This is a genomic window from Psychrobacter sp. ASPA161_6 (genome assembly GCF_051970285.1).
GTDB classification, from domain to species: domain Bacteria; phylum Pseudomonadota; class Gammaproteobacteria; order Pseudomonadales; family Moraxellaceae; genus Psychrobacter; species Psychrobacter glaciei.
This window is the reverse complement of the sequence record NZ_JBEFNJ010000001.1, coordinates 998,970-1,020,424: the sequence shown is the minus strand read 5'-3', so window position 1 is coordinate 1,020,424 and position 21,455 is coordinate 998,970. Positions and strand designations below refer to the sequence as shown.

Here is a 21,455-nt window from a genome sequence, read left to right as displayed (position 1 = left end):
ATAAATAGCTGAAAGTTTTAAAACACCCTTTAATCAATGGATTAGAGGGTGTTTTTTTATGCCTATCTTCTCTCCATCAATAATTGTAAATTCGGTCAGAAACCGTCAGACAACACAATAATGAAACGTAGCCAACGCATAGCACTGCTAGCAGATATGATAAAGTAAGAATAATCAATAATAACCATGACATCATTTATCTGGAGCTTGATATGAGCAAAATACCCTCAGCGATTGAACCCAATTCATTGACCGCGCAAGAGCGTAATGAGCTCACCTCATCTGAGCAGGCCAATTTTATTGGTCGCATGGATAAGGAAGTCTTTGATGATGAGCTGCGCCGTAAGATGCATCAAGACTTGATTGATACCTATGACGAAGAGCTTGAGAACGAAATCGATGATTACATGCGAGACTTTCGGTTTGATGGTCGGGAAATGAGCGAGCAAGAAAGATTAGATCGCCGTATGTACTTTCAAGAGTTAGTGCGACTACAGCGAGAACTTATCAAGTTACAAGATTGGGTGGTGGCTCGCGGTGAGCGTATTGTGGTGATATTTGAGGGTCGTGATTCTGCAGGCAAAGGTGGTGCTATCAAGCGTATCACTCAGCGATTAAACCCGCGCGTTTGTAGAGTCGCTGCCCTGCCTGCACCAACGGAACGTGAGCAATCACAATGGTATTTTCAGCGTTATGTGGCGCACTTGCCAGCCGCTGGTGAGATTGTACTTTTTGATCGTAGTTGGTATAACCGTGTGGGTGTCGAGCGCGTCATGGGGTTTTGTACGGATGCGCAGTATGAAGAGTTTTTTCAGTCGGTGCCCGAATTTGAGCGCATGCTAGTACGCTCTGGTATTCGCTTAGTCAAATACTGGTTTTCGATTACTGATGATGAGCAACATTCGCGCTTTATGAGCCGCATTCATGATCCTCTTAAACAGTGGAAGCTTTCAGCGATGGATCTGCAATCACGGCGGCGTTGGGAGGACTATACCAAGGCAAAAGAGACCATGTTTGAGCGTACTCATATCCCTGAAGCGCCGTGGTGGGTGGTCGAAGGTAATAATAAGAAGCGCGCGAGGCTAAATTGTGTTGCGCATCTACTGGAGCAAATTCCTTATAAAGAAGTGCCGCGCGATGAGGTAGAACTACCCGAGCGCAAGCGTGATGATGAGTACTATCGTGAGCCGATTCCAGACGATATGTATGTGCCGCCGCGTTACTAAAACACACTCCTGCTTTGTTTAGCCTCACTCAACCCAGTCATATTTTACTTAAAAAAACACCACCTTATACATATATAAGGTGGTGTTTTTTATCTGACTATCTATCTTGAAACCCATCGTTATTTCAGTAGATAAGCGCACGAATAGACAGACACGCTACATGGTATAAGTAGACTGCAAACTGTCTATTTTACCAGCCAATAAGCGCTCGACTTCATTTTTGATTCTTTGCCCTGCGATATCAGTGCCAATCTGCACCGCAAAACCTGCAGGACGACCGCTTTGAACTTTAGAACTAATCCATACCACCTTACCATTCATCGGTAAGCGCTCGCTAGAGTTGGGTAAAGTCACCGCAATAAACACCTCATCGCCCAGCTTTTGCACGCGATCAGAGGAAATAAACAAGGCACCATTATTTACAAAGGATAAATAGCTGGCGTATAACGTTTCGATATCTTCCATATGGCAGGTTAAAATCCCGCCACGCCCTGGCATTGCCATAGTCAGCTTCCTTTATAAATGAGTTTTGAGGTATTTTATAAATGATAAATCATAGCTAGACCAACGCATTAATAAATCACTAAATAATAAGTGAGCATCTTAATCTTGGTCTTAATCTTCTTAGTCCTGCTGCACTTAATTTCTACAGTGGATTGACTATAGATAGGCCAATTCTTGCATTAGCTTATCATAGGCGAATTTTTCTTGCACATTTTGTTGTAGGGCAATTTTGGTCTGCTGTAGGCTAGTCGCAAAGCCTTCTAAACCACTGTCAGTAGGCTGATAAGTGTCTAATGCTACTGAGAGACTGATATCTTTTTGCAGTTCGCTCAGCCCCAAGCAAACACGGCGCATATCAAGCAGCATCAGCTCAGACAGCTGGATAAACTCTATGATACTAAGCTGGGTTTGCCAATAATCGCTGGCTGCTATGCTACTTCGTTTGCCACTACGTAGTGCTTGCCATGTTGTCAGCCACAATGCACGCTTACTATACCAAGGTGCCTGCGCCAGCGCTATCGCCGCTAAAGGCGCACCATTTGCCAGTTGGATAAGTTGCTCAATTGCCGCTGTACCGACCGCTTCACGATTGACCGTAGATCCAAGCGCCTGCGTCACATATTCAACGGCAGTAGCAGGCTCAATGGTCTGAAGTGGCAGCTGTTGAACCCGACTTTTAATGGTCGGTAAAAGCTGCGCTGGCGTATCGCTGAGTAAAAATAAATGAACTTGCGCTTGCGGCTCTTCCAAAGTCTTAAGCAGCGCGTTGGCAGCAGCAACCGTCATTTTTTCGGCATGATCTAGTACGCAGATGCGCATCCCTTGCCCACCTTGGTAAATAAAAGGCTGCAACGCACGAATATCATCAACTTTTATTTTAAGAGCACTATTGCTAGCGGCTTTAGCAGATTTTTTGTCTTTAACACTACTACTGGCAGCTTCTTTATTATTTGCGTTTTCCACACTGACCGGCATACTGACAATAGGAAGCACTTGTAAGCTTGGGTGCGTACCGGATCTGAGCCACTGGCAGCTTTCACACTCGGCGCAAGCGCCAAATGGATGAGTATCACGCTGACGACACAACAACCAAGCGACCAAACGCCATACAAAAGCACGCTTGCCCATACCTTGCATCCCTGCTGCGAGCATTGCATGAGGCAAAGACTGTTGCGACGTTGACACCCGCTTGGTCAACTGCGACCACAGAGTTTTCTGCCACGGCAGTAACGGTGCAAAATAAATGCCATCTGACGTATCTAATGCACCTGTACTTTCTGTGAGGTCACTCATAAATTTTGCTCTATAGCTTTGCTTGATGACTGTACTTGACGACTATTATGCTTGATAAATGTGCCTGATAAATTAGTAGGTAGTGCGATTAGGTAGTGTAATAGTGTCACTTAGCAGGAAGTGTGTTTTCACTTAGGCTATTTAGAGAGAGAGGGTTTTGAAAATCCGCCAAGCTCATGCTATTTAAACGCTCTAAATCTTCTTGAGTATCGACACCTGCTGGCAGCTGGCAAGCGGCTGTGGCAATAGCAATATGACCACCATTCTCTAAAACACGTAATTGCTCTAAGCTTTCAAGTATCTCAAGCGGTGTCTGCGGCCAATGTACAAACTGCTGCAATAGGCTAACGCGATAAGCATATAATCCTAAATGACGATAAGCGTTTTTGGGTGGCTGCTTATGGCTCTCATCAGCCAATACGACATCTCGATCGCAAGGAATCGGTGCTCGGCTGAAATATAGCGCCCGTTGCAAATCATTAGCGTGCTGACTGACAACTTTTACCACTGATGGACGTATAAAAGTCTCGTGATCATCAATAGGTTCACATAAGGTAGCCATCACGCTGTCATTGTCTGCTACCAAAAGCGCCTTTACCTGCTCTAATAATAGCGGCGGTACCAACGGTTCATCACCTTGCATATTGACCACAATATCATGCTCGGCCCAGCCTTTAATGGCAGCGACTTCCGCCAAACGGTCAGTCCCTGAAGCGTGCTCTGCGCTGGTCATCACCACATCAAAACCTGCATCCATACACACTTTTGCAATACGCTCATCATCGGTCGCAATACACATATCATCAGCAAAGTGTGCTGCCTGCGCCTTTTCGGCGACCCAAAGGATCATTGGCTTGCCATGGATATTTAACAAAGGCTTACCGGGTAATCGCGTACTCTTAAAGCGAGCAGGAACGACAATATGCGTTTTGGCGGGCGTAATGATGGGCGACATAGTTTATTCCTACAAAATCATTTAAATTCTAAGATTTACAGCTTTTCACTATTAGACATATCAATATTTAATACGGTTAACTGCTGCTGTAAATTGTCATAACAACTATCCGATAACACTGCTGTTACTGGCAATATCCAGAGTCTACTTACAAGCTCTTTATGGTCATTGCTCAACGTTTGCGCCGCAGTTGCTTTCAATAGCAAAGCTCGTATTTTTACCGCATCTTTAGTGGTCACCACGATTGGATATTCGCGATATTGCAACAAGTCAGCCAAGCTAAACTCATAGTGGTCAGGATAAGGGTGACCTGTAACCTCAAAGCCAAGCGAGTGTAAAGTATCAAAAAACCGCTGCGGATAGCCAATACCGCTCACCGCATGGACTCTACTGCCTTTTTTAGGTGCATTAATTTGAGCGTCAGCTAATACAGGTTGCCATAATAATTTCATGTCGTCCGCTTGCAGGTGCATGGACAGATGATCAGCTTGTGACTGCTGCTTGGTGTTTTTATTATGAGGCGCTGCACTATTATTTGGCCCTTCATGATAAATAACAGTAGCACCTTCTAACCTCGACATGGGCTCACGTAAAAATCCAGTTGGGAGTAATTGCTTATTACCAAAGCCCCGTGCTGAATCGACCACAATCCATTCAATATCACGTTGCAACGCATAATGTTGCAAACCATCATCAGCAATGATTAATTGCAGGTATGGATGAGCATCCAATAAAGTAGTAATTGCTTGCTTACGATTGGGGCATACCGCCATGGGCGCATCTGTCATATTGACAATCAAACAAGGCTCATCCCCTACCACATTGGGTAAACTGGCGGCATCGACCAAAGCTGGCATTTGACTGCTATCGCCACCGTAACCGCGACTGATAACACCTACTTTTACGCCTTGCTCTTGTAGATAATCAACCAAGGCAATAATCAATGGCGTCTTGCCACTGCCACCCACGCTGATATTACCAATCACCATCACAGGAACTGGGGCGTGGTAACTGGATAGTAAGCCAATCGTATAAGCTTGACGACGCAGCATGGTAATGAGCCCATACAACCAGCTAATCGGCAATAATAGCCACAACCAAGCGGCTTGACGTTGCCAAGCACGCGTAACTGTCGTCTCAATGCTCATTCGTATTGGTCACTTTTTTATTAGCCTAGTGCTCGTTCACACTTTATCGTTCAAACCTTAGTAAAATCGTTCATAATCTTACTCAAAATCGCGCTCATACATTTGCGCGTAGTGACCTTGCATCTGCATCAACTCGTCATGCGTCCCTAGCTCAACGATCTGACCGCCATCTAGTACAGCGATACGATCGGCTGACTCAATCGTGGTTAATCGATGTGCAATAACCAGTGTAGTACGATCTTTCATTACGTTATCAAGCGCTTGCTGAATGTAATATTCTGACTCATTATCAAGCGCACTGGTCGCCTCATCTAAGATTAGAATCGGGGCGTCTTTTAATAAGGCGCGAGCAATCGATAAGCGTTGACGTTGACCACCAGACAGTTGCAAGCCTTCAGCACCGACCTCACTTTGATAACCGTTTGGCATCTTCATAATAAAATCATGAGCAAAGGCATCTTTTGCGGCACGTTCCACTTCAGCTTGGGTCTTATGAGCTAAGCTGCCATAAGCAATATTGTTGAAAACTGTGGTATTAAACAGGACTACTTGCTGATTCACCATGGCAATTTGGGCGCGCAAACTCTCTAACTTAATACTTTCAATGGGCATACCATCTAACGTAATCTGCCCTGAAGAGGCTTCTAGAGTGCGCGTCAATAAATTAACTAACGATGACTTACCTGCACCGCTTCGTCCCACGAGTGCAACCGTCTCACCTGCTTTTATATTCAATGTAAAGTCATGCAGGGCGACCGTCGAATCAGGATAAATCAAACTGATATTCTCTAACGACATCTCACCTGACAGTGCTTTGTTTATTGTACCTGTGTCTTCTTCTTCTGGCTCATCAAGTAGCGCAAAAATAGACTCACCAGCGGCAATGCCTTTTTGCAATTTTTGATTGATATCGGTGAGCGACCTGACTGGTTTGCTCAGCAAGCCTGCTGCTGCAATGTATGAGATAAACTCACCAGCTGAAATGTTATCTATTACCGCAGGTCTCAATGCGAGCCACACCACAACTGACATCGCCATCGCCATCAATAGCTGTACCGCAGGCGTATTGATGCTGTTGGTAACGACAACTTTCATGCCTTGGCGCAAGTTCTTTTTTGATGTTTTATCAAAGCGTTCAGCTTCGTACGCTTGCCCGCCGTAGTTTTTTACGACTTGATAGCCACCGATGACTTCATTGGTGATATGGCTGACATTGCCCATCGTCTTTTGAATGCCTTTAGAGAGCTTGAGATAACGCTTGGAGGCGATGCGAATGAGCCATAGTATGGGTGGTAGTACGACAAATAAAATTAAGGTCAAACGCCAATTGCTATACAGCAAAAAACCTATCAACGCCACGACAGTCAAACCATCACGCAGCAACGTCTTCATCGAGTCTGTACTCGCGGCGGTGACTTGTTCAACATCAAATATCAATTTCGATGAAATAGTCCCCGCAGGATTGGCCAAATAAAATGAGCTTGGCAAACGCAGCAGTTTATTGAACACCTCTACTCGCAACTCATAGACCAAGTTGCGCGAGACCAAAGCAGAGTAGTAATTACCCAAAAAGCTACCCACACCGCGTACAAAGAACAGTCCGATGATCAATAGGGGAAATAAGGCTTTCTTGCTTTGATCTCCTTGAGTAATAGCGTCAGTAATGTACTGTAGAAGTTTGGCAACCCATATCTCTGTCGTAGCATTGATGGCAAAGCCCACAACCGTCAATAGCAATGCCCACCAATATGGCTTTAGGTAGCTGAGTAGACGCAGTAATGTTTTATGCTTAGGCGGACTTTCTGAAGACACTGATACTTTCTTAATAGAAGTTTTTGCAGAGTCCGGTTGATAAGCTTGGCTCATAAAAGCCTCAATTTGAGTGTCATGACATGAATGGACTGTGCTAGTAGCACAGTTTTATAGTGGTATTGATGTGATAATACAGCGCTTAAGCGTTTAAATAGTACAATTAAAAATCACAGCACAAACAGGATCAAAATATTATTGTGGTAAAGGCTGACCAAGTGGTACAACAGTACTAATATTTAAGTTCAAAAACCCTAGTTTGCCAGCGATATCCATGACTCTTACCACCGATTGATGGGTGGCGTTGGCATCTGCTGCAATAACGAATAGCATATCACGATTACTGCCCGCTTCTTGCTGTAACATACTGGTCAACTCAGCCTCATTACTACTGGCAAGCGTAATGCCATTGACTAAATAACTGCCATCTTCTTGTACGGCGACTTCGATGCTGTTTTTCTGTTCGGTCAGTGCCACGCCTTCCGCTTCAGGCAGAATGATATTTAAGCGACTAAAATGATTAAACGACGTTGCCAGCAGCAAGAATACAATTAAAAATAATAGACAATCGATCATTGGCGTTAAATTGATTTCAAGCGGCTCGACGGTTGGTTTTCTAAAGCGCATATCACCCTCTTTAAATGCTTAATACTCAGTTTTTCGATAAATGACTATTCATATCATGATGCGTAGTACCAATAAAATTATTCATACTACGACGTCATTGCAATACCATTATCTGAGCTTAAAACACTGGTTGAATGTTCACTACCTACGGTCTCATCCGATGATGCACGATGTGCTGAGGTTTTTGAACTAGGGTTGTAAGTATTTTCAAACAGTTGATAATCATACAGCTCTTGAATCATTAGTCCTGCTTGGGTCTCAAACTGGGCATTGATATCAATGATACGGCGCTGAAAATAGCGATAGGCAACCAGTGCTGGGATAGCCACAATCATACCAGCAGCCGTCGTAATCAAAGCTTGTGACACGCCAGCAGCAAGCATCGTTGGATCTTGCATCGCGCCATCAGTAATCGCTAAGAACGACGAGATAATCCCCAATACCGTCCCTAATAGTCCGAGCAACGGTGCAATCGCACCTATAGTGCCAAGCATATTGATGTTTTTTTCTAATTGATGCACTTGCACACTTGCACGGTTTTGCATATGCATCGTCATCGACTCTAGTCCATACTGACGATAAAGCAGCCCTGTCGCTAAAATGTCACCAAGAGCGGTCTTTTCTTTGACATTCATCAACTGGGTACGCCCGATATCGCCATTTTCACGTAAACGGGTAATGAGCTGTTCGCGTAATCTACTCGGGGCAACTTTATTAAATTGCAAGGTATGGCTACGCTCAATAATGATGACCAACGCCAATATTGAACACACCACAATCGGCGTCATCAACCATCCACCCGCCTTTACCAACTCCCACATACTGACTCTCTTTTATATTTTGAAAAAATATGTTTTATAAAGATGGTTTGAACCGTTGTTATAACCTGACGGAAACTATCAAACCTGCGCTTCTATATGTTTAATCAAAGCGGCTAGCTGATCTTGGCTGTGGAAGAATATCTCGACACTGCCTTGCCCGTCTTTTTTATGCTTAAGCTTAACTTCAGCACCAAGCATGTCGGTCAGCCTTTGCGTTAGACGTTCAGCGTCACGAGACTGTGCTTTTTCCGTACGGTTGGTTTTGGGGGCGGGCTGCAAAATTGACTTAACCAGCTTTTCAGCTTCTCGCACCGTCATGCCGCCATCAATGATTTTTTGCGCAATGATAGGTTGCTGCTCAGAGGACAATGCCAAAAGCGTGCGTGCATGACCCATATCTAGGGCGCTGTTTGCTAAATGGTCTTTTACTGTGTCATGTAATTGGTTCAAACGTAGTAGGTTCGATACAGTGGTACGCGCCTTGCCAACAACTTCAGCAATCATCGCATGACTCATACCAAACTCTGTATGAAAACGCTGCAATGCGGCGGCTTGGTCAATCACTGACAGGTCTTCACGCTGGATATTTTCAATCAATGCCAGTGCAATAGCCAGCTCATCTGACAATGCACGCTCAATCGCCGGTATCACGGCTTTACCTGCCATTTTTGCGGCACGCCAGCGGCGCTCACCAGCGATGATTTCATGGGTAACGAATGCTTCGCTTTTGTCTTCGTTAGCCAGTAATGGACGAATAACGATGGGCTGCATCACGCCATGCTGTTCAATAGAGGACGCCAATTCCATCAGCGCAGTTTCACTCATGTCACGGCGCGGCTGGTATTTACCCGCTTGTAGACGCGTGACATCAATTTGTACCAAGCTAATTTGGTCTTCTGTTCCATTATTATCTGTGCCAGCAGTACGGGATTTATTGGCAGCTGTTTTACTAGCCATCCGCGGTGACCGCGCTGTACGATTACGGTTAGTCGTGCCAGACCCTGTAGTATTTGCCATCGGTTTTTCATTGGCTTTTGTGCCTACAGTTTTGGCGGGCACACTGGTGTTGAGTATTTCAGTATCTGATGTTTCAGCTGGCAAAGTGTTGTCACGCGCAGCCATATCGTCTTGCAAGGCAGAGGCGGTAATTTGCTTTTCTTTTTTGATTGACCCTAACAAGGCGTCCAAGCCTCGATTAGCAGCCAACCCTCTTTTCTTCGCCATGATTACCTATCCTCTAACGCTAAAATAAAAGCCAAATAATTGTAAATGCGGCTTACTCATTACTATAGCCTGCCCACTATAAAATCATTACGTCGTCAACCTCGCTGACCATACTAATGTATCGCTAGCACTTGGTTTGCTTGTATTGATATTATTTTAGATTGACTATAATAAATACGATGTTTAATACTATTTTTCTGTTTGGTCATTTTCCATTATGGTCAGTTTTTGCGCTTAGACACAAAAAACTAGCGGCTTTTTGATCACTGTTTCATCACTTCAGCAGCCAGCTTTTGATAAGCACGCGCACCTTTTGACCAGCGCTCGTAGGCGATAACTGGCAGGCCATGCGCTGGCGCTTCTGCCAAGCGGATATTTCTTGGAATGTGCGTCTTGTACATGATATCGCCAAAGTGCGCTTCTAATTCAGCAGAGACATCGCGAGCTAGTGTGTTACGTGAATCGAATAATGTTCTGACGACACCGCGAATATAGAGCTTTGGATTGAGCTCAGTCAAACGCTCAATCGTTTGTGACAAGTCCGCTAAACCTTCTAGTGCGTAATACTCACACTGCATAGGAATAATCACCCCGTCAGTAGCAACCAAGGCATTAATCGTTAGCAAGTTCAGACTAGGGGCACAGTCTATAATCACATAATCATAAGCAGGTTTGTTAGCCGCGATCTGATCATTGACCAACGCTGCCATCGCTGTCTTAAAGAGCTCATGACTGTTGGTTTTACTCATCAAGGTGATATCCATACCAGCCAAATCACGATTGGCACCGATCACATCAAACCCTGCTGGACTGGCAACAATGGTATCAGACAACGAGACGCCATCCAGCAACACATCAGCGATGGTCAACTCTAATGCGTTTTTGTCCACACCAGTACCACTGGTCGCATTGCCTTGTGGGTCTAGGTCAATCAGCAGTACGTGCTTGCGCTTAGCAGCCAAGCTGGCGGTCAAATTTACCGCCGTCGTGGTTTTACCCACGCCGCCTTTTTGATTCGCAATTGCTATGATTTCCATACACTCACTCAATTTAATTAGGGTCTTTACTTACTGTATTTTACCGACTGGCTGTACTGCATATCTGTGACCGCCAGCTACTGATTGCCTGTTATTAATAGATATTTTAGCAACCGCAATGCTTGGCGTTCAGCTTCTTATCACTATAATACAAATGATACTTACAATATAAATAACTCGCTTTGCATCCAGATTTTTTAGATATTATGCTATTTAAATACCAAGGTAAACGATGTTTCACGACTACAAGGTGCTCATAGCTTAGACATTTTTAGCAGACATTTCAATTAAATGCCGACTGTCATGCAGACGTGGCACTTTAAGCTTAATCGTCTTAATATGCCAGTCGTTATCTAGCGCTTGTAGCTCTTCATCACTTGGCGCTTTACCCTTCATCGCACATAAATAACCATTATCCGCCAGTCTTGGCTGCGCGACTTCGACAAAATCTATGAGGCTGGCAAATGCTCTAGAAGTAACCACGTCATAGCTGGCCTCATGCGCTTCAATACGAGAGGCGATAGGCTGCATATTGCTCAAGCCAAGCTCGCTGCTGATTTGCTTAATAAAGCGAATCTTTTTTTGATTACTATCAAGCGCCGTACACTGCCGCTCAGGCTGACAAATCGCAATAATAACGGCGGGCAAGCCAGCCCCTGTGCCGATATCCAGCAGCGAGCCTGACGGTAAATGCGTTATAATAGACAAACAATCAATCACATGCTTGATCAAGGCTTCTTCTGGATCGGTGATGGCGGTCAGATTATACGCTTTATTCCACAATAAAAGCTGGTCTAAGTACAATAATAACGTGCGCTGCTGCGTCTCACTTAAGGGTAGACTTAGCTCGTTTATCGCTTGTGCCAATATATTGGCCAACGCTGGCAATTGCGCACCAAGCTTAACAAAGCCCGTAGGATCAATAGGAATATTTCCCGTACGAGCAGACGATGACGTGGTTTTAGCGGAAGCTGACATACAACGAGTTATCCAGTTTTGACATGTGAACCGACTATTTTATCATGCAGCCTGCCTATTGAATAGTTGCAGATTGCGCCAATGTGAGACATCTTATACTATCTGCGCTGCTATTGAGGCGTTATTCTGCTTTGATGGCATTAAACTGACCATCCATCTGCTGCTCTTTTATTCATTATTTTCAGTGACGCATCCAATTATGATACAAAACTGCGTTTAATGACTTATTTAAAACACCGCTATATCTTGTAAGATGTCTTTAATTAATAATAAAAAATTAAGCATAAAGACAAAATTAAGCATAAAGACATTGTGTAAAAAAATAACCACGCTACCCTCTAAAAACAATCCACTTTTTTAAGACGACACACCATACGCCTATGACCGAACAAAAACATGCCCCCACGTCTAAAATATCAAATGACGCTAATAAAAAAGACACGACTAATATGGTAACACCTATTGCTGAATTGACTGACGCGCCGAAAGACGGCAAGCAAGCAACACCGGATACGCCGCACCCACTCTTTACTGAGGTTAAGCAGCGCTGCCTTGTCAGCGCTGAGCAACTAAAGCGGTATAGCGAACCAAATGAGCTGCCGACGGACACACGCACGGCACCAGACTTGGACGTTGGCTTTGGTCAGCAGCGCGCGCTAAAAGCCTTGCAGACGGCTTTAGATATCAAAGCCAGTGGCTATCATGTTTTTGCGGCTGGTGAAAATGGTTTGGGCAAGCGTACCATCATTAGTCGTTTGCTAACGCGTATCGCCGCAGATGCACCCACGCCTGACGACTGGGTCTATGTGCATAACTTTACCGATCCACGCACCCCATTAGCCTTGCGCCTACCTGCTGGTCAAGCCTCACTGTTGCAGCAGCAAGTCAATCACTTATGGCAGCAAGCAAAAAAACGACTGAGCCAACGCTTCCGTAGCGACCAGTATCAAAGCAAAATCGAGGCCATCAAAAACGACACGCATCAAAAAGAAAGTCAGGCCTACGAGGTGCTCAATGCGGAAGGTAAGCAATATGACTTGGCGTTGACGTTTCGCTCCTTTGATAACAAAGCGGTGTTTGTCCATCCAAGCAAATTGGCAACAGAAACCGATCAAACCGCGACTGAAAGTAATAATACTGATAATAAAGATGACAAAACCTCTATTAACAGTCAAAACCCATCAGTAATAGGAGAAAGTAAGAAAACCACCACTTCTAGCAAAGATGCTGCTGACGATAACGAATATGGCAATAGTGAATATGAAGCTGAGCTAAGTAACTTTGTGCAAAAGAACCATATGCAAAAACGCTTGAGTCAGCTGACCATCGCCTTAGAGCAATTAGAAGATGAAGCCAATGACGCTATAGAAGCACTGCATCGCAATATTGCACGTCGTGCCCTACAGCCTTTGTTTACCCCTATTTATGAGCAGTTTTCCAGTCATCCGCTAATCGTTGATTATCTCAAAGCCGTATTTGCCGACATGGTTACGCACGTCGAGCGCATCGTCAATGGCGATGATGAAGAGTTTGTGACCGCAGTTCTGGCGACGACTCCAAGCCGCTATGCGGTCAATGTCATTGTCAGTCACACGCCAGACAGCGGCGCCCCTGTTGTCTTTGAAGATTTGCCGACGCATCTGAACTTATTGGGTCATGTTGAGCAAATCACCCAATTAGGTACGGTGACCACCGATGTCAGTATGATTCGAGCCGGTGCGTTACATCGTGCCAATGGTGGTTATCTACTGTTAGAAGCCAGTCATTTACTTGAGCATCCTTATGCATGGCAGGGTCTTAAGCGCGCACTACAATCGCGCAAAATCAAACTCTCGAGCCTTGAGCAAATGCTGACCTTAACAGGCAGTTTATCGCTAGCACCTGCGCCCATTGACCTTGATATTAAGGTGATTTTGCTTGGCGAAGCAGATTTGTATTATGAGCTATTAGAGCTTGAGCCTGAGTTTGATGCGGTGTTTAAAGTACGCGCTGATTTCCATGATGATGTGGTTCGCAGCAGTGAGCACGAATTGGCACTGGTCGCAAAAATGGCTGACATCATTGATTATGCCAACCTCTACCCGTTTGATCGTAGTGCACAAGCCGCCCTACTAGAGCATTTAAGCTTACAAGCTGAAGACCAAGATCGACTAAGTTTGCACAGCGATTTATTGATTAAGCTGTTGCATGAGTCTAACCGTCATGCGCGTTTAGGCGGACAGGAAGTGGTCAGTGCAAAGTATGTGGTCCAAGCCATCGAAGATATGGACGAGCGCTCAGGATACCTGCGTGATCTCTATTGGGACGAGCTCAAAAACGGTCAGCAGCTTATCCAAACCACAGGCAGTGCCGTTGGACAAGTAAACGCCCTCACCGTGGTCAGCTATGCCGATAGTGAGTTTGGCATGCCAGCCCGCCTGACTGCGGTCATTCAACCGAATATCGGTACGGGTGAGATTCTCGATATCGAGCGCGACGTAGACTTGGGTGGTAGCTTGCACGCTAAGGGCATGCTGATTATGACCAGCTATTTGCGCGCATTATTTAGCCAACATCATGCGCTCAACTTCAGTGCTTCGCTCGCTTTTGAGCAAAGCTACGCCCATATCGATGGCGATAGTGCTACCGTCAGCGAAGGCTGTGCGCTATTGTCCGCTTTAGCAAACGTGCCGATTGATCAATCATTCGCCATTACCGGCTCTATGAACCAGTTGGGCGAAGTGCAAGCGGTCGGTGGTATCAACTCCAAAATCGCCGGATTCTTTGATGCATGCCGTGAGCAAGAGCTAACGGGTCAGCAAGGCGTAGTCATTCCAATGGCTAATGTCAAACAGCTCATGCTACGCGACGATATCATTGCCGCTGTCAAAGCAGGCGAATTTCATATTTATGGGGTTCATACCCTAAGTGAAGCATTGACACTGATGACTGGTCTACCTATCGATACCATGAACAAAAAAGGTCGCTATCGTAAAGAGACATTGTTTGGCAAAGTCTTAAGCCGTTTGATGCTATGGGATGAGAACCAAGATAACAATGACGATGATATTGATGATAAGAAGTCCAAAAAGAAAGATAAAAAAAAGCAGAAAGCAAAACGTCAGAAAAAACAAGATAAGAGAAAAAAAGAGAAACGTAAAGACAAGAAAGAAGAGAACGAAATCGCGATAAATGACGATCAAGGTGTTAACCAAAGCATCAATCAAGGCATCGATTAAGAGGTCAATAATAATGATACTAAAATGTCCATCAATACCGTACAAGCTGATTGATAGAAAAATTTAGCCGTTTAAAACCACTTAATGACTCAATAGGCTAAATGATGAGACGCCCTAGACGCTACGATACTTTTCTGCGATGATAAACGGCTAGTGACTCGATAAAAATATCTAAAAACTGATTCGTGACTTCATAAAGGTTATCGCTTAATGACTGTACATTCTACTGACACCGGCCTTCTCCAAGATCAAACAGACTCTATTGAGACTGCCAATACCGTAGCGGCTACGGACAATAATGTTTCAGGAAATAGCAGTGATAATCGCCACGGTGCAGCGACAACTGCACGCCAATGGCAAGTGCTATCACAGCTACAGCGCAATCGTTGGGTGGGCACAACCCACATCTACGAGCAGCTGATGATGGCGGGCTTTGACATCAGCCTACGCACTGTTCAGCGCGACTTAAATGCGCTCGCCAAACGCTTTCCCATTGAAAAAAACAATGCCAATCCGCAAGGCTGGCGTTGGTGCGATGATGCCCCACTACAAAGCTTACCGCATATGAATTTGTCGCAAGCGGTTGCCTTTAATATGGTTGAAGCCAACCTAACCCAGCTATTACCGCCTGTTATTTTAGATGAATTATTTCCGTGGTTTGACCTAGCACGGCGGCAGCTAAAAAACAGTAAAGTCACTCATTCATGGATAGACAGAGTGCGCATCGAGCCTGCCACCCAGCCACTAATCGCGCCACATATTGACTTGGATAGCAAAGACAATATCTACCATGCGCTCTTTTATCAATTACAAATCAAAGCCTGTTATACCCGTAGCAATAAATCGCAAGCCGGTGAATACATCCTAAATCCCATCGCTATCATTCAACGCGGCGTCATCATCTACTTACTGGCAACTCGCACGGATGATCCAGAGACTGTCATTCGCACCTTTGCCTTGCATCGATTTGCCAGCGTCGATATTCTTGAGAGTTCGGCGAAAACGCCCGACGAATTCCAACTAGACACCTATCTAGATGCTGGTGGCATGGGCTTTAGCCATCCATTATTTCGTGAGCTAGCCGATCATGGCAAAAATACGCCTATTGAGCTACAATTCACCAAACAAGCAGGCAAGAGCCTCACTGAAAGCAAGCTTAGCGATGATCAAACGGTCACGTTAAATGACGGTGACACGCTGACCGTTCAAGCAACAGTGAATTTGACCTCGCAGCTGGTCTGGTGGTTGCGCGGTTTTGGCAGCGGTCTCTTAAATGCCAAGCCTGAGCTGCTGCATCAAGCCGTCTTGGATAAAACCGTCTTGGATGAAACACTGAATAATCAATCGTGATGATTGAGTACAATGCTTAACTCAAACGATATGCAATTAAAATAAAGTCACTTAAAACATCAAAAGTAACAAGGAATACTATGTCGACCACTTCCCCGTCACCATTACTATCGGACAGCTTAAAAGGATTAGGGTTGGATGCGGGAACGTTATTTTTTGCGCTCAATTACGAGTTTACCAAGACTGAACCAAAAGGTATGCTAAAGCGTTTTAAAAAAAATGAAGGCGCGATTGATATTGATTTAGCTTGTGTACTATACGACGAGCATTGCACTATTAGCGACATTGTCTGGTTCAAGAAGCTGCGTGATAAAGCTGAATCAGTAAAACATCAAGGTGACAGTCTCAATGGAAAAGATCGCGGCGATCAAGCCATGTATTTGGCACCCCTTGACCAAGAACAAATCAGACTCTATTTGGATAAGATTCCAGCACATATCACCCATATTGCTATGATTGCCAACTCTTACCATGGTCATCCGTTTTCGAGAGTCAAAAAAGGCGAAATTCATCTGAGCGATGACGAGGGCAATCATTGTTTTGAAGTCAATCTAAAACAATTGCCCCGTGATTGCACCACACTTTGGGTGGCACATTTGCGCCGAGAAGTAGATGATTGGCATCTCACGCTGCAAAATTTACCGCTTCCAGCCGAAGATTTGGCCATTGCAGCGCAGCAAGTCGCCCATGAATTGGCACGCGCACTCCCTATTCCGCAAGGGATTTAATGTCAGCAACTTAGCAATCTATCCCTACAAAAAAAAGGGTGCGACGTATTAATAACGTCGCACCCTTTTTGTAAACTCTAATTTTTGCAAATTCCAAATGTAGTCAAAATATCCTAAAAACGCGAAGGTATCGCTGCGAGCATTACTTACAATGCCTCACCGCAATGTGGACAGAAATTCTTTTGTCTTGTCTCTACCTCTCTTTCTCGACGTTCAAGCTCTTGCTCTCGCAATACCTGTAGTACGATGTTTTGCGCCTGTTCCTTATCTAGCCCAAGCTCACGGCGTATTTTTTCCACCATCATCTGATTCTGTACCAAATCAAAATCGCTATCGACCAGCTGTTCACGAAAGTGCTGCTCTAGTTCTTCACGGCGTTGGTTTAGCTCGTTTGCCAAACCCGTGGCGAGAATACCTGCAGGCAAGGCTGCTAGACCCACACCCAGTATCGTAATGATTGCACCCAATATTTTACCAGCGTTGGTAATGGGTATCACATCACCATAACCCACTGTCGTCAGTGTCACCACAGCCCACCACATCGCTTTGGGTATAGATTCAAACTCTTCTGGCTGTGCATGGTTCTCCACCAGATAAATACCACTAGAGGCGGTCACAATCATGATAATTAGAATGAAGATAACGGCTTGAAATGAGCCTTTTTCTTTACTGATTACCACCAATAAAATACGCATCGACGCAAAATAGCGCGTCAGTTTAAGAATACGGAAAAGCCGCAAAATACGTAAGAAGCGTAAATCAATCGTGACAAAAAAGTTCAAGAACGCAGGCACAATGGCGACTAAATCAATCAATGCAGAAGGGCTTTTTAACCACTGCCAACGCTGACGCCAAGTCGTATTGTCCGGCTTCGCTTCGGCGACGCTCCATAAGCGTAGCAAGTATTCGATAGAGAACACCACAATAGAGAAGTTTTCAAACCACGTAAAATAATTTTGGTAAGGGTAATACCACCGATCGACAGACTCCGCAATCACAGCTGCTACGTTAGTCATGATTAGAAATATCAGAAAATAATCGACATAGCGGCTAAAGAGCGTGTCATGCTCATCATTTTGCAAAATATTATAAACGAAAATACGCAAACGCCGTATATGTTGGAATTGCATGCGGTCCCTATACGGTGTAACACCGATCTTGTGATAATGAAGTAAAAGTATTAAAGCCTGACTATCGCGCTCAACAACAGTACAAAGAGCACTCTATGTCAGTAACCAATCTTTTACTTATCCTGATTTTCAAGCATTTATTACCGTATGTTGGATAGAAGCTCTTAGAAAGAGACTTTTATTAACAGCCCTCTAAGCCAGTAGTGGTGAGAATAGCCTACTTATTAACACAAGAGGTTTCACTATAAATCATAATTAGGCAAAATTTAGATAATAAAGGTAGACACAAGCCAGCAACACCAGTCCTGTTATAAGAAAAGTGTACTGTAAAAATCGCTCGTCGGCACGTAATTGCCGACTGAGATTTTGAGCAGGTAGTAGAAACAAACCACATTCTGGGCAATAAGTATCCACTTGATTTAACAGGATCATCGAACGTGCTTTCTGACAACGCAATGGCGAATTACTACAGTAACCCAGCATAATATACCTTTACCTTGTTATTTATTATTCGTTATTCATTTGGCGCGGTTTATGTCCTGAACATAAACCTGACTACTAACTTACAACAATGAGAACTGTTTAACAAATATGTTTTTACGGACATTAAGTTTCTGTTCTACATTGTCATTCCCTTAAAAATAGTAAGGTTTTTCAATTAAAACCTTACTAACAAAATGGTTTTAGTGTTAAAATAGCGTAACAATGTTACAGAGCAATCAACAGAGCCAACATTGTATATCAGTATTTAATGTCATCCCTCATTAAGTGCTTATCGATAATCTATTTTTGCACCAAGGAACCAAACGATGAAACTACAATCCCTAGTTTTAGTGGCTGCCGCATTTACCATGACGACTGCTTTTGCCGTACCTGCGGGTACATGGTCTGTGGCTGCTGGCGCTCATATGGTCAACCCTAAAAGTGATAACGGCACACTTGCAGATGGCACACTTTCCGTAGAAGTTGATGATGATATCCGTCCGACTATCAGCGGTGAGTACTTTTTTGCTGACAACGTCGGTGTCGAACTGCTAGCGGCGATTCCGTTCCATCACGACATCACTCTAACCGATGCCGATGGTAATAAAATTGATGCAAAAACTCAGCATCTCCCACCTACGCTATCTCTACAGTATCACTTCGATGGCTATGACCTACCAATGAACGTCAAACCATTTGTTGGTGTGGGGATCAATTATACAACTTTCTTTAAAGAAAGAATCTATCTTGGTAATGGCAACGACTTAGAGCTTGATGATAGCGTCGGCGTAGCCGGTCATGTCGGTCTTGACATACCTTTTGCCCCGACTGAAGCCTTCCGTATCGATGCACGCTATATGGATATCAAGACAGATGCTAGCCTAAATGGCAATGACATTGGCGAAGTCGATATCAGCCCTTGGGTATATGGCGTAGCATTCGTTAAACAGTTCTAAGATAGCAAAAATAGTATGTATACAAAAAGCCAGCGATTATGCTGGCTTTTTTGTGCCTATTTATTACGATCATTACTGTCTACCCTAACTACTGAGCATTTATTTATAAAAGCAGATAACGACTTATAAAAACAAATCATGACACATAAAAAAAGACCACCCATAGGCAGTCTCTTTCTTAATTGCTGATCAATTCTAGATCAGGATACGGCGCGGATCAGCCAGTAACGTGGCGATATAGCGGGTAAACACTGCGGCATCTGCCCCATTGATCACACGGTGATCATAAGACAGTGACAACGGCAACACCAAACGCGGCTCAAAGCTTTGGGTTTTAGCATCCCAACGTGGCTGCATACTTGCCTCAGACACACCTAAGATACCCACTTGTGGCCAATTTACCAACGGCGTAAAGGCAGTGCCTCCTAAATTACCTTGGCTTGATATCGTAAAGCTTGCACCTTGTAAATCTTTGGTGCTCAGCTTCTTATCACGTGCTTTAACTGCTAGCTCGCCAATCTCAATGGCGATTTGCTTAAGACCTTTATCTTGCACATTTTTGATGACAGGAACGATTAAGCCATCATCAGTCGCCACTGCGATACCCATATTCACGCTTTTACGCAAGATAACTTGAGTATTATCGTCGCTTAAGTGACTGTTAAAACGTGGATGCTGGGTCAAGGCGTAGGCCGTTGCTTTAACCACAAAGGCCAAAATAGTGAAACCAATACCTTCCGCTTTCATGCCACCTTTTAGCTCACCGCGTAGCTTTTCTGTCTCAGTAATATCAGACAGATCAAACTGTGTGACTTGTGGCAGTAAGGTATTATAGTTAAGCTGCGGTATCGAGACTTTCTGCAGACGGCTAAGGTCTTGTGTGTCTGTCTCACCCCAAATCTCAGTATTGCTCATATCTGGCAGTTTTGGCAGTCCTGAACTGATAGTACCACTACTTGCAGGTGCTGCTTTCTGTGTGGTCAAACTTTCTTTGACGTGAGCAAACAAGTCTTCTTTTAAGATACGTTTATTGACTGCAGAACCCGTCACTTGGCTAATATCGACACCCAGCTGCCGTGCCAGCTTACGCACTGCGGGACCGGCATAAACATCGACCAACTTCTCATTTACCTGAGTTTCGGTCAACTTACTATCTGTTTTGCTAGCGGCTGTATCAGTCTGGGCAGGTTTGGCAGCTTGCTTCGGCTCACCAGTGGTTTTTGGCTCAGCAGCGCTATCGTCTTTATCAGCACTATTTTTGCTAACGTTATCTTTACTTACATTGTCGTCTGACTTAGCTGGTGCTGAGTCTTGTGAATCAGAAGCGTCTGCATCACTGACAATGACGATGAAATCCTGACCATTGGCAACCATATCACCGGCTTCGACCAGTATTTTCTCAACCTTACCAGCGACTGGTGCAGGCACTTCTACCGACGCCTTATCAGATTCGATTAATAGGATTGATTGCTCAGCACTGACGATATCACCAACGCTCACCATAATCTCAGAGACTTGCGCCTCATCGACACCTAGATCAGGTAATGCATGAGTCGTGGCTTTGCCAGCGTTAGACGCAGGCTTTGCACTAGACTCCGTTGCCGCAGGTTTGGCTTCAGCGACAGATTCTGTCTCTGGTGCAACATTAGTATCTTTTTCGTCATCAGCTTTTTGATCGGCATCAGATGCGCTATCGCTACTCTCTTCTGCGCTGTCCGCTTCACTTTCAAGCTCAATCAGTACCATACCTTCACTGACCTGATCACCAACCGCAACGCTGATTTTGGTCACTTTACCAGCAGCAGAGCTAGGCACTTCGACCGAGGCTTTGTCAGATTCTAATAAAATGATATTGTCGTCTTTTTCGATGACGTCGCCAACTTCTACCATAATTTCGCTAACTTCGGCGCTATCAACACCCAAATCGGGGGCTTTAATGTCCATGATTTATCTCCTTGTCTTATGGTT

17 protein-coding genes are annotated in these 21,455 nt (G+C 44.5%); 5 read left to right on the top strand and 12 right to left on the bottom strand.

The features are described from left to right. Positions 1–212: 212 nt before the first annotated feature. A complete protein-coding gene (gene ppk2 / locus ACTQ9T_RS04180; RefSeq protein WP_228293107.1) occupies positions 213–1,226 on the top strand; it encodes a polyphosphate kinase 2 in 1,014 nt (337 codons plus the stop codon). A 156-nt stretch (positions 1,227–1,382) separates the two neighbouring features. On the opposite strand, the gene ACTQ9T_RS04175 is transcribed toward ppk2, so the two are convergent. The 10 genes from ACTQ9T_RS04175 to rsmG form a co-directional block, all read right to left on the bottom strand. Continuing rightward, complete coding sequence (locus ACTQ9T_RS04175) at positions 1,383–1,730, bottom strand: PilZ domain-containing protein (RefSeq protein WP_189581546.1); 348 nt, start codon at positions 1,728–1,730, stop codon at positions 1,383–1,385. 156 nt (positions 1,731–1,886) lie between these two features. Continuing rightward, positions 1,887–3,023 (bottom strand): DNA polymerase III subunit delta', encoded by a 1,137-nt coding sequence (locus tag ACTQ9T_RS04170; RefSeq protein WP_440464164.1) that lies wholly within the window; start codon positions 3,021–3,023, stop codon positions 1,887–1,889. Between the two features lie 106 nt (positions 3,024–3,129). Further along, positions 3,130–3,978 (bottom strand): 3-deoxy-manno-octulosonate cytidylyltransferase, encoded by an 849-nt coding sequence (gene kdsB / locus ACTQ9T_RS04165; RefSeq protein ID WP_440464163.1) that lies wholly within the window; start codon positions 3,976–3,978, stop codon positions 3,130–3,132. 35 nt (positions 3,979–4,013) lie between these two features. After that, positions 4,014–5,126: a tetraacyldisaccharide 4'-kinase gene (gene lpxK, locus ACTQ9T_RS04160; protein WP_440464162.1), complete on the bottom strand. Its 1,113-nt coding sequence runs from the start codon at positions 5,124–5,126 to the stop codon at positions 4,014–4,016. A gap of 78 nt (positions 5,127–5,204) precedes the next feature. Further along, positions 5,205–6,992, bottom strand: a complete 1,788-nt coding sequence (msbA, locus tag ACTQ9T_RS04155; protein ID WP_440464161.1) for a lipid A export permease/ATP-binding protein MsbA — start codon at positions 6,990–6,992, stop codon at positions 5,205–5,207. A gap of 138 nt (positions 6,993–7,130) precedes the next feature. After that, on the bottom strand, positions 7,131–7,562 hold the full coding sequence (locus ACTQ9T_RS04150; protein ID WP_010198193.1) for an ExbD/TolR family protein: 432 nt from the start codon (positions 7,560–7,562) through the stop codon (positions 7,131–7,133). An 86-nt stretch (positions 7,563–7,648) separates the two neighbouring features. After that, a complete protein-coding gene (locus ACTQ9T_RS04145) occupies positions 7,649–8,383 on the bottom strand; it encodes a MotA/TolQ/ExbB proton channel family protein (RefSeq protein WP_413190674.1) in 735 nt (244 codons plus the stop codon). Between the two features lie 78 nt (positions 8,384–8,461). Beyond that, on the bottom strand, positions 8,462–9,607 hold the full coding sequence (locus ACTQ9T_RS04140; protein WP_440464160.1) for a ParB/RepB/Spo0J family partition protein: 1,146 nt from the start codon (positions 9,605–9,607) through the stop codon (positions 8,462–8,464). Between the two features lie 263 nt (positions 9,608–9,870). Next, on the bottom strand, positions 9,871–10,644 hold the full coding sequence (locus ACTQ9T_RS04135; protein WP_440464159.1) for a ParA family protein: 774 nt from the start codon (positions 10,642–10,644) through the stop codon (positions 9,871–9,873). A 261-nt stretch (positions 10,645–10,905) separates the two neighbouring features. Further along, positions 10,906–11,622, bottom strand: coding sequence for a 16S rRNA (guanine(527)-N(7))-methyltransferase RsmG (gene rsmG, locus ACTQ9T_RS04130; RefSeq protein WP_189581525.1), 717 nt, complete (start codon positions 11,620–11,622; stop codon positions 10,906–10,908). 449 nt (positions 11,623–12,071) lie between these two features. On the opposite strand from rsmG, the gene ACTQ9T_RS04125 reads away from it, so the two are divergent. The 3 genes from ACTQ9T_RS04125 (at position 12,072) to ACTQ9T_RS04115 (ending at position 16,918) form a co-directional block, all read left to right on the top strand. Next, positions 12,072–14,840, top strand: coding sequence for an AAA family ATPase (locus tag ACTQ9T_RS04125; protein WP_440464158.1), 2,769 nt, complete (start codon positions 12,072–12,074; stop codon positions 14,838–14,840). 210 nt (positions 14,841–15,050) lie between these two features. Continuing rightward, on the top strand, positions 15,051–16,190 hold the full coding sequence (locus ACTQ9T_RS04120; RefSeq protein WP_440464157.1) for a helix-turn-helix transcriptional regulator: 1,140 nt from the start codon (positions 15,051–15,053) through the stop codon (positions 16,188–16,190). 80 nt (positions 16,191–16,270) lie between these two features. Further along, entirely contained in the window at positions 16,271–16,918 is a 648-nt protein-coding gene (locus ACTQ9T_RS04115) for a TerD family protein (protein ID WP_010198180.1), read from the top strand. Between the two features lie 146 nt (positions 16,919–17,064). Here ACTQ9T_RS04115 and ACTQ9T_RS04110 read toward each other — a convergent pair whose 3' ends face one another. Continuing rightward, positions 17,065–18,048 (bottom strand): ion transporter, encoded by a 984-nt coding sequence (locus tag ACTQ9T_RS04110; protein ID WP_189581520.1) that lies wholly within the window; start codon positions 18,046–18,048, stop codon positions 17,065–17,067. Between the two features lie 809 nt (positions 18,049–18,857). Here ACTQ9T_RS04110 and ACTQ9T_RS04105 point away from each other — a divergent pair. Beyond that, a complete protein-coding gene (locus ACTQ9T_RS04105; protein WP_010198177.1) occupies positions 18,858–19,487 on the top strand; it encodes an OmpW/AlkL family protein in 630 nt (209 codons plus the stop codon). A 195-nt stretch (positions 19,488–19,682) separates the two neighbouring features. Here the strand turns inward: ACTQ9T_RS04105 and ACTQ9T_RS04100 are convergent, their stop codons facing one another. Continuing rightward, the gene (locus ACTQ9T_RS04100; RefSeq protein ID WP_440464156.1) at positions 19,683–21,431 is read right to left on the bottom strand and encodes a 2-oxo acid dehydrogenase subunit E2; all 1,749 of its coding nucleotides are present in this window, start codon (positions 21,429–21,431) and stop codon (positions 19,683–19,685) included. Between the last annotated feature and the right edge of the window lie 24 nt (positions 21,432–21,455).